This window comes from Mycolicibacterium mageritense (genome assembly GCF_010727475.1).
In the GTDB taxonomy this organism is placed as follows: domain Bacteria; phylum Actinomycetota; class Actinomycetes; order Mycobacteriales; family Mycobacteriaceae; genus Mycobacterium; species Mycobacterium mageritense.
This window is the reverse complement of the sequence record NZ_AP022567.1, coordinates 7,569,094-7,582,292: the sequence shown is the minus strand read 5'-3', so window position 1 is coordinate 7,582,292 and position 13,199 is coordinate 7,569,094. Positions and strand designations below refer to the sequence as shown.

Below are 13,199 nucleotides of genomic sequence, written 5' to 3'. Positions count from 1 at the left end.
CACAAACCATCCCGAATTGGCGTTCCCCCTGCCCGCATACGACCGGACCATTGATGTCACGCACCAACCGCGGAGGAGGAGAAGTGAATATGACTGTCACAACCGGATCCGCCTCGGACGTAGGCGTGCGGGTGAACCGGGCCGGCGATCGCGACCCCCGTGACATCGAGATCGCCCGAATCGACGAAATGATCTCTCGCAGTGACATCGTCAAGCTCAGCGACGGGGATCTGGCATGGCTCCGGCCAGGGGATCGCCACGGTGACGCGATCCGATGGTTGATGTCTCGGGGCCCGGCGATCCTGGTTGTCACCCACGGCGACACCACAGCCACGGGATACACCAGGAGCGGTTCAGTGCACGTCCGGGGGCAGCGGGTTGCCGGCACCGACACCGCCGAGTGGGAGGACGCCTTCATGACCGGGTTGCTGCACGCTCTGAACGCCCGGAACCTGCCGGCCCGCAAGTCCGATCGCAAGAACCTACGGTCGATCGGCCTCGACGATCTTCGAGGGATTCTGCACGACGCGAACGTCAGCGCGGCGCGGGCCGTCACGCCTGTCGCCGTATGACCCTCCACCTTGAGGTGAGCGTAGGACCGTGGTCTTTCTGCTGGTTCGGCGACGCCGAGGGGCGGCGTTTGACGCGCGCTCAAAGCTGCGCTTCCCGAACCGTCAACAAGCGCAGCTTGCCTGCAGCACCGGAAGGTTTGGAAATCGATGACCGCACGGCTTATTGACAATTTTGACGGAGTGCTCGCGGATCTCGACGGTGTCGTGTACCGCGGACCGCGAGCGATCGACGGCGCAACCGATGCACTCGGCAAACTCGTAGGCGAAGGCAAAAGCCTGGCGTACGTGACGAACAACGCGTCGCGCTCATGCGCGGAGGTTGCCGCTCATCTCCGGGAACTGGGAGCACCTGCCACCGCAGATCAAGTTTTCGGGTCCGCGCTGGCCGGAGCGGAACTGCTGGCCCGTGAGGTGGCATCCGGATCGGCTGTGCTCGTGGTCGGCAGTCAGATCCTCGCCGATTCGGTACGGGCACAAGGACTTGTCGTCGTGTCTGCCTGGGATGATCAGCCGGACGCTGTCATTCAAGGGTTTTCGCCTGCCCTCGGCTGGAAGGATCTGGCAGCGGCCGCCTATGCGATCACGGCGGGTGCCACCTGGGTGGCCACGAACATGGACATGACCCTGCCGCAGGAGCGAGGACTTGCCCCCGGCAACGGCACCCTGGTCGCCGCGGTGGCCGCTGCCACCGGCAAATGGCCTCTGGTCGCAGGAAAACCAGAGGCTGCCCTCTTCGAGACGGCGGCGCGCCACTCCGGCGTCGAGCGAGCACTCGTCGTCGGAGACCGGCTGGACACCGACATCCTCGGGGGAAATCGCGCTGGCATGGAGACGGCCCTCGTCCTCACCGGCGTGGACTCGCCGCAAACGGCCCTGACTGCACGCGTGGACGAGCGTCCGAGATATCTGATCCGTTCCCTGGGCCAACTCTACGAGGAATACCCATCGATCACGGCCGACGGCGAGGCCTACTCCTGCGGCGCCGCGGTGGCCCGGGTGTCGGGCACGAACGTGCACATCCGCGGCCGTGACGACGACCTCGACAGCTGGCGCGCCGCCTGTGCCGCCTGGTGGGCAGCTCACCCGGCCACGGCGCCGGATGGCGCGCCGCACATCCTGTTCACGACGGAGTAGGCCTGCATCGACGCAAAACAGCCCCGGAAGGACGAAAACCCTTCCGGGGCTGTCGCGTAGCCCACGCGCGTGGTCAGGCGGGTACTTCGGTGCGGTCGCCGCTCCAGAGGGTGTGGAATTTCTGGCTGGGTTCGGCGTCGGTGCGACCGTAGGTGTGCGCGCCGAAGAAGTCGCGTAGGCCTTGGGTGAGTGCGGCGGGTAGCCGCTCGGTGCGTAGTGCGTCGTAGTAGGACAGGGCGGAGGCGAAGCCGGGGATGGGGATGCCGAGTTGGGTGGCGGTGATGACGACGCGGCGCCAGCTGTCGATCGCCGATTCCACGGCGCTGCGGAAGTAGGGGGCGGCCAGCAGGGTGGCCAACTCGGGTTGGTCGTCGAAGGCTTCCTTGATCCGGTTGAGGAACTTGGCGCGGATGATGCAGCCGCCGCGCCAGATGGTGGCCAGGTCGCCAGGGGTGAGGTTCCAGTCGTACTCGGCCGAGCCGGCCTGGATCTGGTTGAAGCCCTGGGCGTAGGCGATGATCTTGGAGGCATACAGTGCCTGGCGGACGTCTTCGGTGAATTGCTTTGCGTCAGTGGGCTTTGCGCCGAGCTTTCCGGAGGCCAGACCGGTGGTGGCCTTACGCTGGGCGACCGAGCCCGACAGCGCCCGGGCGAACACGGCCTCGGCGATCCCGGTGACGGGTACGCCGAGGTCGAGCGCGGATTTGACGGTCCAGCGGCCGGTGCCCTTCTGCTCGGCCTCGTCGACGATCACGTCGACGAGGGGTTTGCCGGTCTTGGTGTCGACCTGGCGCAGCACCTCGGCGGTGATCTCGACCAGGTAGCTGTCCAGGTCGCCCTTGTTCCACTCGGTGAACACGTCGGCGATCTGCGCGGCCTCCAGGCCGAGGGCGTCGCGCAGCAACTGGTAGGCCTCGCCGATCAGCTGCATGTCGGAGTATTCGATGCCGTTGTGCACCATTTTGACGAAGTGCCCGGCGCCGTCCGGGCCGATGTGGGTGCAGCACGGCACCCCGTCGACGTGGGCGGAGATCTCTTCGAGCAGCGGACCGAGGGAGGTGTAGGACTCGGCGGGGCCGCCCGGCATGATCGACGGGCCGTTGAGCGCACCTTCTTCGCCGCCGGAGATGCCGGCGCCGACGAAGTGCAGGCCGCGTTCGCGGATGGCCTTCTCGCGGCGGATGGTGTCGGTGTAGAGCGCGTTGCCACCGTCGATGATGATGTCGCCGGGCTCCATGGCGTCGGCCAGCTCGTTGATCACCGCGTCGGTCGGGTCGCCGGCCTTGACCATGATGATCACCCGGCGCGGCTTCTCCAGGGCGTCAAGGAATTCCGCGATCGTCTCGCTGCGTACAAACTTGCCCTCGGAGCCGTGCTCGGCCAGCAGGGCATCGGTTTTGGCGATCGAGCGGTTGTGCAGCGCGACGGTATACCCGTGGCGGGCGAAGTTGCGGGCCAGGTTGGAGCCCATCACGGCCAGGCCGGTGACCCCGATCTGTGCCGTACCCGTGGTGCTCGTATCGGTCATGCCGCAGCCTTTCGTTGTTTTGTTGTCAGTGACCGGTTTTCCGCCGCGACGCTGATCCGGCCACTCCGTCGTGGCCGGACCGGCAGGCTCGGCCCGCTAATCGTCCGATCCGGACAGTAGCCAATCGGACGCCGCTTTGCGGTAGCGAATGATGCCCTTGTACTCCGCCATGTCGTCCGGGAGTTCGGCCAGCACTTCGCCCATGCGCTTACGCCAGGCCGGAACCTTTGCGATGTCGGAGAGCGGCAGCAGATAGGTGCGGATCAGGAACAGTACGGCTCCCGAGTGGGGGAGTCGGATGAGGTGTTGAACCTCCACCCGCAGGTGGACTCTGTCCGGCAGGGCCGGATCCAGGGCGATGGTGCCGCGATCCGACGCCCAGTCGGGATAGGTCTCGGTGGAGGTGTCGAGCCGCCGGTCGATGGTCATGGTCCAGTTGGTCCGGCGGTACGCTTCGCCGGGCTGCAGGCTCATGAGGAAATGTTGGGCCCGGGAGACGATCTTCTCCTCGTTGACCCGTGGGACCGGGCTGTGGATTTCGGTGAAGTTCATGCCGACGTCGAATCCGATGGACCAGTCGGCGGCGAACGTCACCACGCCTGCGTCGAGCCACAGCGCTTTGTCGCGTTGATCGAGAAAGACGATGTCGTCTTGGATCTGGCCGCCCAGGAACCGCAACGGATCTCCCGTCGGCAGAGAATCGTCGTCGCCGATGGTGAACTCGATGTCCAGGTTCTGCAGGGTGTTTCGCCAGCGGCACAAGGCTCCGTCTCGCTGGAACGACATCGTGGTCGGATTGTCCTCCGCCATGCCGGGCAGCAGGGTGGTGATGGCGTCCCACACCGCCGGTCGCATATGCGGGAGGGTGTTGATGCGTGAGGGATCCCGCTTCAGCACGTCGTCGCGAAGCTTCAGTTCGACACGATAGAACTCGTCGACGTCGACCACGGTGCCTCCCCAGGCACCCGCTTCTGTCTCCACCACTTTGCGGGCCGGCTCGACGTTGGCGCTGTAGCGGTAGTTGTCACCTGTGTAGGGGAACGGAAAGCGCCGGATCCGATCCGGCAGGGTCGTGATGTCAGGGGCGTTGTCGATGGCGATAGTCACAGGTCCAACTCCAATTCTTCGTCCATGCTGCGTGAAACGCAGCACATCATGACGGTGTTCTCTTCCTTCTCTTCGTCGCTCAGGTACAGATCCCGGTGCTGCGGAGTTCCTCGGAGCACCGGCACGGTGCACTCGCCGCAGATGCCCTTGCGGCACATATTGGCGACTTGCTTGCCCTGCTTTTCGAGGGCCTCCAGCAACGAAACGCCGGCTGGAACTTCCAATCTCGTTCCGCTTCGGGCCAGGATCGCCGCGAACGGTTCCCCCGCATCCAGCTCACCGGCGCCGAAATGTTCCGAGTGCAAAAGGCCCTCCGGCCAACCGAGATCGCGGGCCTGCCCGAGGACCGAATCCATGAAGGCAGCCGGCCCGCAGACATAGAGGTGAGTGCCCAATCTCTGGGTCGTGAGCTTCTCCGCCAAGACCTTCTGGAAACTGCCGCGGTCGTGGCATTCCGTCAGCGCCGGCCCGAGCAGCTCCCTCACTTCCTCGACGTGCGCACCTTCGCCGCGCCGGTAGACGTAGATCATGGACGCCGACGAACCCCATTCGGCGGCGTACCGGGCGTGCGACAGCATCGGGGTGATCCCGATTCCTGCGGCAACGAGCAGGCTGTGCGTGGCGTTTGCGGTCGGGGCGAAATTGCTGCGGGCGCGCGAAACCCAGACGCGGTCGCCGACGTCGAGCCGGTGCATGGCCAACGAGCCACCCCCACCGTCTTCGACCAGCAGAACCGAGATGGTGTACTCGGACGGATTGTCTCCGGATCCGGTGAGGGAGTAGGCATTCGCGCGGAGGTTCGCGGCATCCCCGTACTGGACCACCAGGTGGCTCCCCGCGACATAGGACGGCAATGTCGCGCCTGAAGGATCGCAAAACGTGATGCTGACAATCGATTTCGTCTGCATCCGGCGGTCTGTCACCTCCAGCTCGAAGCCGTCTTCGACTGCCGGATGGACGACCTGCTCGAGGGTTGGTGTGGTCATGACGCCTCCTCGGCGTGGGCGGAGTATCCCAGGTATCCGCCACGACGGCGGGAAAAGTGATCGGTGGTGGCCAGGGCGATACCGCAGCCCTGGCAGACCACTTCGGAACCGATCGCCTGAGTCGTGGTGGTACTGACATGGCAGTGGCCGCAGAACACCACCCATGGGCCGTTCTCGTCACACTGCAGGGTCATCTCCTCGTCCAGCAATCCGCAGCCCGCGGCGACCGCGGCGGCCGCATGGACGTCGGCCGGGGGGCCTGCGAGGACGAGGCGGACCCCGACGCATGCTCGTCCGAGCGCAGCTCTCAACTCGGACAGGGCTTCCGGGTTCGCCGATGTGAAGTGGAGGTCAAACCTGGGTCGGTCCCCGGTGTCCCGACCCGCGGTGTCACCTGTCGAGCCGAACGAGGCACAGATGACACCGCGGAAGCCCGGCTCCAACGGAATGGGCATGGAACGCATGGGATTCGGTCCTCAGGGGGCGAAGGTGCGGTCGCCTGCGAAGAATCCGAGGCCGTATTCGGGGGTTTCGAATTTGACGGTGGTGCCTTTGGGGAAGAACAGGACGTCGCGTTCTTTGGCGTGGGTGACTTCGCCGGTGTCTTGGTCGGTGAGGATGAATTCGCCTTTGACGACGAGCTTCATTTCGTCGTAGGTGTAGGTGTAGATGAGGGGTTGGGACTTCTTGAGTTCGAAGAAGCCGGCGCTCATGACGGTGCCTTCGGGGTTGTGGAGGGCGTCGCCGATGGCGGCGTCGGTTCCGGGGGTGTTCATGTCCGGCAACCCGACGAAGCCGTTTTCCACTTTGTGGATGGCCCCGGCCTTGCTGAGGGTTCCTACGAGAGTTGTCATGCTTACTCCTGTTGTGTCAGAACTGTTCATGGGTTGTCCGGGCCCGGCCGTCGTTTGACAGGACTGGTCAATCTCAGTGCGCCGCAAGCGCGCTGCAACTAGGTCAGGAACTCCCGGTCGAGATCCTTCGGAGGAATCCGCTGTGATCGGTGCCCTCTTCGTCGAGGGCAGGTCGAGCCCTGGTCGAGCACTTCATGTGATGCCGATCACGTCCCATGGGCAAAACTACGCCCCGAAATACATCTAGTCCAGACTTTTTTAGGAATATTCCTGCGTGACAGTCGGAGTGCGACCCCGTCGGCCTTCGCTTGAATGGCGTTCGTGGCGTCTCTACCTGCGCCGATCGATCTCCGTAGCGGGAGCGAGCGCGCGGAAAACTTCTTGTCCGGTTCTCGCGGGGCCAGGGGCTGGGATCGCGCCGAACCTCTCCGACATTTCGTCAAGGTGTCCCGATCGCGGCGGGGAAGGGGTGAGAGAGTGCTTCTGCCAACAGGTTTCGAAGGCGAGCCCGTATCGCCGCCCAAGCCGTCCAGGCGGGCGGCGGCCGTGGGCCGGATGCCGGGGAATCCTCGCCGGTCGCGGTTGGCCCACTCGGCTCGGGGAGTCGCCGGACCTGGCGTCGACGCCGGCCTGTCGTTCGGGCGTGGGCGACCGCGTCGGCGGTGGACGAGTCTGTGACAAAGCAAAAAATTGCAAATAAAAGCTACCGCACTGCAGCTTTAAGTTGTAACCTCTGGAGTGATCTACCTCACAGGCAGCCTGCGGGAGCGCCTCCCGAACGCGACAGCGCTGTCCCAGCCGTAAAAAGTTTGAACACAATAACTCTGAGGCCGCCCCTATGTGCGCGCGTACGCCGGGGTTTCCTCAACTTTGCCGCTACACGACGAAAACACGATTTCAAGATTTTCGATTTTTGAGGGAGCACGTAATGAGTGAGGACCGCTCACACGGAGTCGACGGCCTGGCAAGATCGATCGACTGGAAGCAGGGCCTGGCCATCGCGCTGGGTGTGCCACTGCTGATTCTGCCCTCGTTGGGTTATCTTCCGATGTATCTGGCTGCCGCCGCAATCCTGGTCTGGGGGCTGTCGGTTCTTCAGGGCTTCATGCAGAGCACCGCATATGCGGAGATGGCCACCACCTTCCCCAAGGCGTCGGGTCTACCGGGCTTTGCGCAGCATATTTTCCGCACGGGAGGCCATCGGGGGAAGTACGACAAGGGCAAGCTCATCGGCGGCTTCAGTGCTTGGAGCTACTGGTTTGCGTGGAGCCCCGTGTTGGCGATTTTCTCCATCCTGGTCGGCGGCTACCTGCATGGCCTTTTCCCGGCGTTGGGTGAGACGTTCACCGAGTACCAGCTCGCGTTGATCTCGGGCGTGGTGATTTTCACCGTGCTGTTCGTGGTCAACTGGTTCGGCCTCAAGGACGGCGCGAAACTGGGCTACATTCTCGCGGCATTTTCCCTGATTCCGCTGGTTGTCCTGACCGCTGCGCCTTTTGCCACCGGGCATGTCGACCTGGCCAACATCACCGGCAACTGGATGCCGGCCGACTGGTCCTGGGACATGCACCACATCCTGATCCTCTTCGGCATCTTCGCCATCGCGCAATGGAGTGCCTGTGCCTGGGAAACCGCAGCCATCTACGGGCCGGAATACAAGAATCCGGCCAAAGATGTCTCGAAAGCGCTCTTCGCATGTGGCGTCATCTGCTTTTTCTCGTTCGTCCTGGTGCAGGCCGCAGTCATCGGCGTGCTGGGTGTCGACGGTGTCCAGGCTGAACCCGTATCACCCCTGATTCCGGTGGCCCACGCCGTCTTTGGCGAAGTCGGCACCATGGCCACGATCATCATGTTGATCGCCGCGATGATCCTGATCATCCAAACGGCCTATCTGGGTTCGTCGCGCGCCATGCACTCCATGGCTGTCGAAGGCAACCTGCCCAAGGTGCTCGGCAAAACGAATCGTCAGGGCACCCCGTTTGTCGCGATGCTCGCCATCGCCGGCTTCAATTTGGTCCTGATCTCCATGGGTAACCCGGCGGCGATAGTCGCCGCCTCGGCGATCGGTTACACCTGCGCCAACGGCATCAGCCTGTTTGCCTATGTCAGGGCCAGGAAGCGCCCGGAATTCGCCGGTCTGGAACGCCCCTTCAAGGCGCCCAGGGGCTGGAAGAACGTCGCGATGGCCTTCGGTCTGTTCAATGTGCCGCTCTGCCTGGTCGGCGTCGTCTACCTGAACAGCCTCGAGGTCGGGTGGACCTCGACATGGGTCGGCTTCCTCGTCCTCGCGGCCTACATACCCATCTGGGGCTATTCCCAGCATGAATCGCACCGATCGAAAGACGAGGCAGCTACCGCACTTTCGCCGGATCACGACGGCGCGGAGCTGGAAAACGTTCTGGCTCCGAGGGGTTGGCAGTGAACTAGGCCCCTGGATGCGAGGAAGGCCGGACCGCCGAGGCAGCGGTCTGGCCTTCCTGGCATTCAGGGGGTCCGCGCCTTGGTGCTGTAGATCAACGAGAGCCCGAGGTGCGGAACGTCGAGAGCCATTCGACGCTGGTCGGGAGACTCCGATTTGATCCGTTCGCCGACCAGGTACATCCCGGAATTGCCGAGAATGACGCGGTTACTGGCGTTGATGAGGGCGGCATCGCAGCCGATGAGGAGCAAGCTCGGCATGATGATGGGTTCCAGATCCGTGAGTCGGATGTCGCATCCCGTCACTCCGGTGAATTGGCCGTGGACCGAGAACGGTGCCGTGAACGTCAGGATGTATTCCTCGAAGCCGAGATAGTCGATATACGGGCCCCACACGGTCTGCTCGCCCGTGGACGCGGCCGTCGAGAAAAACGGCAGCTTTTCGTAGTCGTAGTACCGTTCGCTGCCAGGAGTCAGGTCAGAATTGAGCCTTGCGAGGGCACCGGATTCCTTGCGAAACCACCATTCCAAGGCGTGGCCGCCTTCCTCGAAAGAGGAAGCGGCAAAGAATGTTCCGGCGCCGACAGCATAGGCGTTCTTCGTCAGGAATTTCTGTGCGAGTGCGTCCAATCCGGCCAGGGCGGCCCGGTCGACCTTGGCCTTCTCCGCGAGATTTCGGTCTAGCAGCGAGGCGACGTCGCCGGAGAGTTTCCTGATCTCGGTGGTGACACCGCTGATCCATGAAGTGAGGGCGTTTGCGGCATGTACGACTTCAGTGGTGGCGTTCATGGGCCCTCCTGAATTGTTGGCCTGCTGGACGATACCGGTGCCCGAGAGGAGGAGCTTGTCGTCGTCGAACGCGCCCTGGGCTCAGCGGAGGAACTCGTATCGCTCGCCGCTGCGGCGGTGTTCGATCTCGATTCGGCGTAGCCGAGGGTGAGTTTTGTGTCGATCAGGTGGAAGATGTTCCGCCGGATGTGCTCAATTGCCAGTTTCTGGGCCTTCTCGGGTTGGTCCTGGGCCACTGCACGGACCAGTTCCAAGTGTTCAGCGGTGGCTTGCTCGGGGTCGATCGCCACTGCGGTGGTGAGCGGGGTCCACAGCTGTCGAACCGTTTCCTCCTGCAGTCGGATTTCTGCATTGGCGAGCCTCGGTGACTGCGCGGATACCGCCAACTCGACGTGGAAGCGGCTGTCGGCGGGCGCCCGCGCCTCGGGCGTCTTGGCCAGAACCAGCGCTCGCGCCAGCTCCTGAAGACGTTCGAAGTCGTGTGCTTCCGCGCGTTCACATGCTAGACGGATGGTCGCTGCGGCAATGGCGGAATGTTCGTCTCCGATGTCACGTATTTCCGAAATCGTCGTCGACAGAAACCATTCCCGCATGATGTCGGTCTGGGTTTTGGGCTGATTGACGACGAAAGTCCCGCCGCTGCGTCCCCTGTGCGTCTCGACGACTCCGCGCTCGCGCAGTTCCGCCAGGGCCTCGCGAAGGGTCGCGCCACCAACGCCGAACATCTCTGACAGTGCCGCTTCGGGCGGCAGGCGTTCACCGACTTTGAGCAACCCGAGGGCGATCGCCTTCGAAATTCTGTCGACTATCGCATCGGCCCTCTCGATTTCCGGCAAGGTCCGGTATATCTGCGATTCGAAGGGGGTCGGGGTGGCCAAAAGTCTGCGCTCCGAAATTGGGCTACGGGTTGTATCAATCCTAAAGCGTTTCGGCTAGCCGGCCGCTGCGATCACCTCTCGTGCGTTCTTGTCGGCGATGACCGGCCCGCGCCGGGCCGGTCATCGTCGCTGGACGGCAGGAACGCCACCGATTCACCGATGCGGGCGAACCTCCACGTTGATCCGGGGTGAGTCCGCGGCGAGGGGACCGTCCGATTTGCCGTCATCAGAACGCAACTCGTGCTGGGTGTACAGCCAGACCGGGATGAAAAGCGCCAGAATGGCGAAGCCCAGCCAGGTCAGGGTCCAGCCGATTTCCAGGCTGTTCAGGTAGATCACACCGACCACGCACAGCGGCACGTTGAACAGGCCGAAGGCCATGGCAACCGTCTTCCAGCCTCTGGGGGCCCTGAAAGGTCGTCTCAGACCGGCAAAGGCCGGATCTGCCTTGGCCTTGACGTATGCGAACAGGCTGATGCCGTTGGCGCACGTGTAGCCGATGGCCGAGGCCGCAAGAATCGCCGGGATCGATCCGATGAACAGCAGCGCCATGTTGAAAGCCGCGGCGGCGAAGAGGGCGACGAACGGCGTTCCGTGCCGGTTCGTCTTGCCGAAAACCTTGGGCAGGTTGCCTTCCTCAGCCATGGAGTGCAGGGAGCGGGAGGAACCCAGGTAGGCGGTTTGGATGATCAGGATCATCGCGGCGATCAACATGACGATGGTGACGACTGTGCCGGCGTGGCCGAAGACGGCATTGGCGACGGGGATGAGGGGTGAGATCGGCTCGGCCAGCACACCGTCGACACCGAGGACACCGATCACGGTGGCTTGCACCAGCACGTAAGCGAAGAAGCAGATGATGCCGCAGGCATACAGCGCCTTGGGGACGTCTCTGCTGGGCTCCTTGTATTCGGGCCCGTAGACGGCTGCGGTTTCCCAGCCGCAGGCACTCCATTGCGCGATGGCGAAGATGCCGAAGAGGATCAGGATGTGGTGCATGTCCCAGGACCAGTCGGCCGGCATCCAGTTGCCGGTGATGTTGGCCAGGTCGACATGCCCGGTCGCGAACGGCGCGACGGTCAGGACCGCCAGCGGTATCAGGGAAACGGCCGCGAGGACATAACCGAGGATGGCGCCGTCCTTGAGCCCGAACCAGTTCACCACGCCCAGGCCCACGAAGATCACCAGTCCGGAGAGCAGTGAGAGCTGGTACTCGGTGAAGGTTGCGGCCAGCGCCGGGAACAGCCCATACAGGTAACTGCCGATCAGAATGGAGAAGATCGCCAGGACCGAGCTCCAGGCCAGGCCGTAGAACCAGGCACAGAAGCCGCCGAGCAGTTTGCCCTTGTCGTATCTGCCCTCGTAGTTTCCGGTGCGGAACACATGCTGCACAAAACCGGGCAGGCCAGAGGTCTCGGGAAAGGTGGTGGCCAATTCGGCGTAGGCGGTGTTCTGAAAGAAACCCTGCACTACGGACAGCCCCCAGATGACAATTGCTGCCGCCGAAACATAGGTGGGTAGATAACCCAGGGAGGGCAGGATCAGCAAGGGTACGCCCAGCGCGATCGCCAAGCCTTGCTTCCAGTCGATCGACCGTTTCAGATGATCGGCTCCGTCCAAAAATTGTTGACTCATTTATTTCTCCGTTGAATATCGATTGAAAATCAAAACGCAGACATGAAGCTCAGAGTTCGAAGTATCGAAAGGAGTGAGATTCCATGCCGTCAGGGTTGGGGCCGTACGTGGTGAGCATCCGCGCGTACACGGGTGCCCAGTATCGGCCCGCGCGACCGGCGTTCACCCGCGCAGAGTCTCCCGGTCGCAGGACGACAGACTCACCGTCACACTCGATGTGGAGCTCGCCGGCTACCACGAAGGCCGTCTCGGTGTGAGGGTGGAAGTCCTCCCAACCGCACCTCTCGAGCTCCCATTCAGAGAGTATGAAATCGTCCCAGGCGCCCACCGGATCGGCATTTATGAATCTGCAGCGCATCCGAGGCCATTCGCCTCGCATGGCCGTCATGGGTTTCGCCCGCCACGTATCGATCGCTTTTCCCGTCATCGGTATCGGGGCTGGCGGAATGGACTTGGTCATTCGCTGTCCGTTTCTCGGAGCGATCCGCATCGCGAATATCTCCGGTCAAATGATATGAAAGGCCGACAATCGTTTCGAATGGCTGAACAGCCCACTAAACCTTGTCGCACTCTGCGATGGCCGGACCCGTGGGTTCCGGTGAAGGTAGATCTAGACGCCGGCCCTGATCAGCAGCGCGTCCACCATCGTGAAGAACATGTCGCGGTAATCGGCCGCGGCCGGGTCGGTCATGTATTGAATTGCCGCTCCGTCGTAGATCATCAGGAACGACCGTACGAGCGTCGCGATGTCGATGTGACACTGATCCCCGTTGTTTTCGGCCGCCGAGGAAAATATGTTCCCCAGCTCCACCACGTAGGCGGGGTAGATCTTCGCGGCCAACGGGCTTACGGCAGCATTGCGCGTTGCCCACAGGATGAGCTCGATCTCGGCGAGGAGGCTCGCGGGCTCTTCCGTCAACGAACGCCAGTACTCTTCGGCCACTTGTTCCACGGCCTTGCGGAGACCCAGGTGAACCGAGATGTCACGAGAAAACCGGTTCAGGTTCTGCAACCAAGCTTCGGCGGCCGCGTCCATGAGCTCGCTCTTGTCGTCGAAGCAATAGTGCGCGGTCGCCAAGGGGGCATTGGCCTCCTTGGCGATGGCCCGCATCGTCACTGACTGAACGCCTTCCCGCCTCATCAGTTCCAGGGTCGCTGCGATCAGCTGTCCTCTTCGTTCATCGGCGGACACCCGCATAGCCACCCCTCCAGCCTCCTGGCTCCGGTCCGTCTGGGATCCTCCGTCCAGATTATTGCGTCGGCTACGGAGTTCCCATCTTGCGGTGGCAGGTGGCTGG

The 13,199-nt window shown here is 63.1% G+C and carries 13 protein-coding genes; 3 read left to right on the top strand and 10 right to left on the bottom strand.

Annotated features, from left to right (window positions below):
• Window positions 1-89 precede the first annotated feature (89 nt).
• The gene (locus G6N67_RS36710) at window positions 90-572 is read left to right on the top strand and encodes a carbohydrate kinase family protein (protein ID WP_051579332.1); all 483 of its coding nucleotides are present in this window, start codon (window positions 90-92) and stop codon (window positions 570-572) included.
• Between the two features lie 147 nt (window positions 573-719).
• The gene (locus G6N67_RS36705; RefSeq protein WP_036443048.1) at window positions 720-1,706 is read left to right on the top strand and encodes an HAD-IIA family hydrolase; all 987 of its coding nucleotides are present in this window, start codon (window positions 720-722) and stop codon (window positions 1,704-1,706) included.
• A 73-nt stretch (window positions 1,707-1,779) separates the two neighbouring features.
• Here the strand turns inward: G6N67_RS36705 and gndA are convergent, their stop codons facing one another.
• The 5 genes from gndA to G6N67_RS36680 form a co-directional block, all read right to left on the bottom strand.
• On the bottom strand, window positions 1,780-3,234 hold the full coding sequence (gndA, locus tag G6N67_RS36700; protein WP_036443052.1) for an NADP-dependent phosphogluconate dehydrogenase: 1,455 nt from the start codon (window positions 3,232-3,234) through the stop codon (window positions 1,780-1,782).
• A gap of 96 nt (window positions 3,235-3,330) precedes the next feature.
• Window positions 3,331-4,341 carry a heme-dependent oxidative N-demethylase family protein gene (locus tag G6N67_RS36695; protein ID WP_110798735.1) on the bottom strand — a complete coding sequence of 337 codons (1,011 nt, stop codon included), beginning with the start codon at window positions 4,339-4,341 and terminating at the stop codon, window positions 3,331-3,333.
• On the bottom strand, window positions 4,338-5,327 hold the full coding sequence (locus G6N67_RS36690; RefSeq protein ID WP_081812887.1) for a PDR/VanB family oxidoreductase: 990 nt from the start codon (window positions 5,325-5,327) through the stop codon (window positions 4,338-4,340). The genes G6N67_RS36695 and G6N67_RS36690 overlap by 4 nt, the downstream gene beginning before the upstream one ends.
• Window positions 5,324-5,782 carry a dimethylamine monooxygenase subunit DmmA family protein gene (locus tag G6N67_RS36685; protein WP_110798736.1) on the bottom strand — a complete coding sequence of 153 codons (459 nt, stop codon included), beginning with the start codon at window positions 5,780-5,782 and terminating at the stop codon, window positions 5,324-5,326. The genes G6N67_RS36690 and G6N67_RS36685 overlap by 4 nt, the downstream gene beginning before the upstream one ends.
• Before the next feature lie 21 nt (window positions 5,783-5,803).
• Window positions 5,804-6,181 (bottom strand): cupin domain-containing protein, encoded by a 378-nt coding sequence (locus tag G6N67_RS36680; RefSeq protein ID WP_036443072.1) that lies wholly within the window; start codon window positions 6,179-6,181, stop codon window positions 5,804-5,806.
• Window positions 6,182-7,109: 928 nt separating this feature from the next.
• On the opposite strand from G6N67_RS36680, the gene G6N67_RS36675 reads away from it, so the two are divergent.
• The gene (locus G6N67_RS36675; protein ID WP_036443060.1) at window positions 7,110-8,603 is read left to right on the top strand and encodes an APC family permease; all 1,494 of its coding nucleotides are present in this window, start codon (window positions 7,110-7,112) and stop codon (window positions 8,601-8,603) included.
• Between the two features lie 62 nt (window positions 8,604-8,665).
• Here G6N67_RS36675 and G6N67_RS36670 read toward each other — a convergent pair whose 3' ends face one another.
• The 5 genes from G6N67_RS36670 to G6N67_RS36650 all read right to left on the bottom strand — a co-directional run bounded on the left by G6N67_RS36670 (window position 8,666) and on the right by G6N67_RS36650 (window position 13,099).
• On the bottom strand, window positions 8,666-9,388 hold the full coding sequence (locus tag G6N67_RS36670) for a cache domain-containing protein (protein ID WP_036443064.1): 723 nt from the start codon (window positions 9,386-9,388) through the stop codon (window positions 8,666-8,668).
• Complete coding sequence (locus G6N67_RS36665) at window positions 9,385-10,266, bottom strand: FadR/GntR family transcriptional regulator (RefSeq protein WP_036443068.1); 882 nt, start codon at window positions 10,264-10,266, stop codon at window positions 9,385-9,387. Before G6N67_RS36665 ends, G6N67_RS36670 begins: the two co-directional genes overlap by 4 nt.
• A gap of 153 nt (window positions 10,267-10,419) precedes the next feature.
• Complete coding sequence (locus tag G6N67_RS36660; RefSeq protein WP_235684093.1) at window positions 10,420-11,838, bottom strand: APC family permease; 1,419 nt, start codon at window positions 11,836-11,838, stop codon at window positions 10,420-10,422.
• 112 nt (window positions 11,839-11,950) lie between these two features.
• Entirely contained in the window at window positions 11,951-12,259 is a 309-nt protein-coding gene (locus G6N67_RS36655) for a cupin domain-containing protein (RefSeq protein ID WP_230023401.1), read from the bottom strand.
• Between the two features lie 252 nt (window positions 12,260-12,511).
• Window positions 12,512-13,099: a TetR/AcrR family transcriptional regulator gene (locus G6N67_RS36650; RefSeq protein ID WP_073916129.1), complete on the bottom strand. Its 588-nt coding sequence runs from the start codon at window positions 13,097-13,099 to the stop codon at window positions 12,512-12,514.
• Between the last annotated feature and the right edge of the window lie 100 nt (window positions 13,100-13,199).

Excerpts from the sequence above, each read along its gene's own strand:
- G6N67_RS36685 (WP_110798736.1), bottom strand. The coding sequence starts at position 5,782 with ATGCCCATTCCGTTGGAGCCGGGCTTCCGCGGTGTCATCTGTGCCTCG.
- G6N67_RS36705 (WP_036443048.1), top strand. The coding sequence starts at position 720 with ATGACCGCACGGCTTATTGACAATTTTGACGGAGTGCTCGCGGATCTC.
- G6N67_RS36670 (WP_036443064.1), bottom strand. The coding sequence starts at position 9,388 with ATGAACGCCACCACTGAAGTCGTACATGCCGCAAACGCCCTCACTTCA.
- G6N67_RS36655 (WP_230023401.1), bottom strand. The coding sequence starts at position 12,259 with ATGCGCTGCAGATTCATAAATGCCGATCCGGTGGGCGCCTGGGACGAT.
- G6N67_RS36650 (WP_073916129.1), bottom strand. The coding sequence starts at position 13,099 with ATGCGGGTGTCCGCCGATGAACGAAGAGGACAGCTGATCGCAGCGACC.
- G6N67_RS36710 (WP_051579332.1), top strand. The coding sequence starts at position 90 with ATGACTGTCACAACCGGATCCGCCTCGGACGTAGGCGTGCGGGTGAAC.
- gndA (WP_036443052.1), bottom strand. The coding sequence starts at position 3,234 with ATGACCGATACGAGCACCACGGGTACGGCACAGATCGGGGTCACCGGC.
- G6N67_RS36675 (WP_036443060.1), top strand. The coding sequence starts at position 7,110 with ATGAGTGAGGACCGCTCACACGGAGTCGACGGCCTGGCAAGATCGATC.
- G6N67_RS36690 (WP_081812887.1), bottom strand. The coding sequence starts at position 5,327 with ATGACCACACCAACCCTCGAGCAGGTCGTCCATCCGGCAGTCGAAGAC.
- G6N67_RS36680 (WP_036443072.1), bottom strand. The coding sequence starts at position 6,181 with ATGACAACTCTCGTAGGAACCCTCAGCAAGGCCGGGGCCATCCACAAA.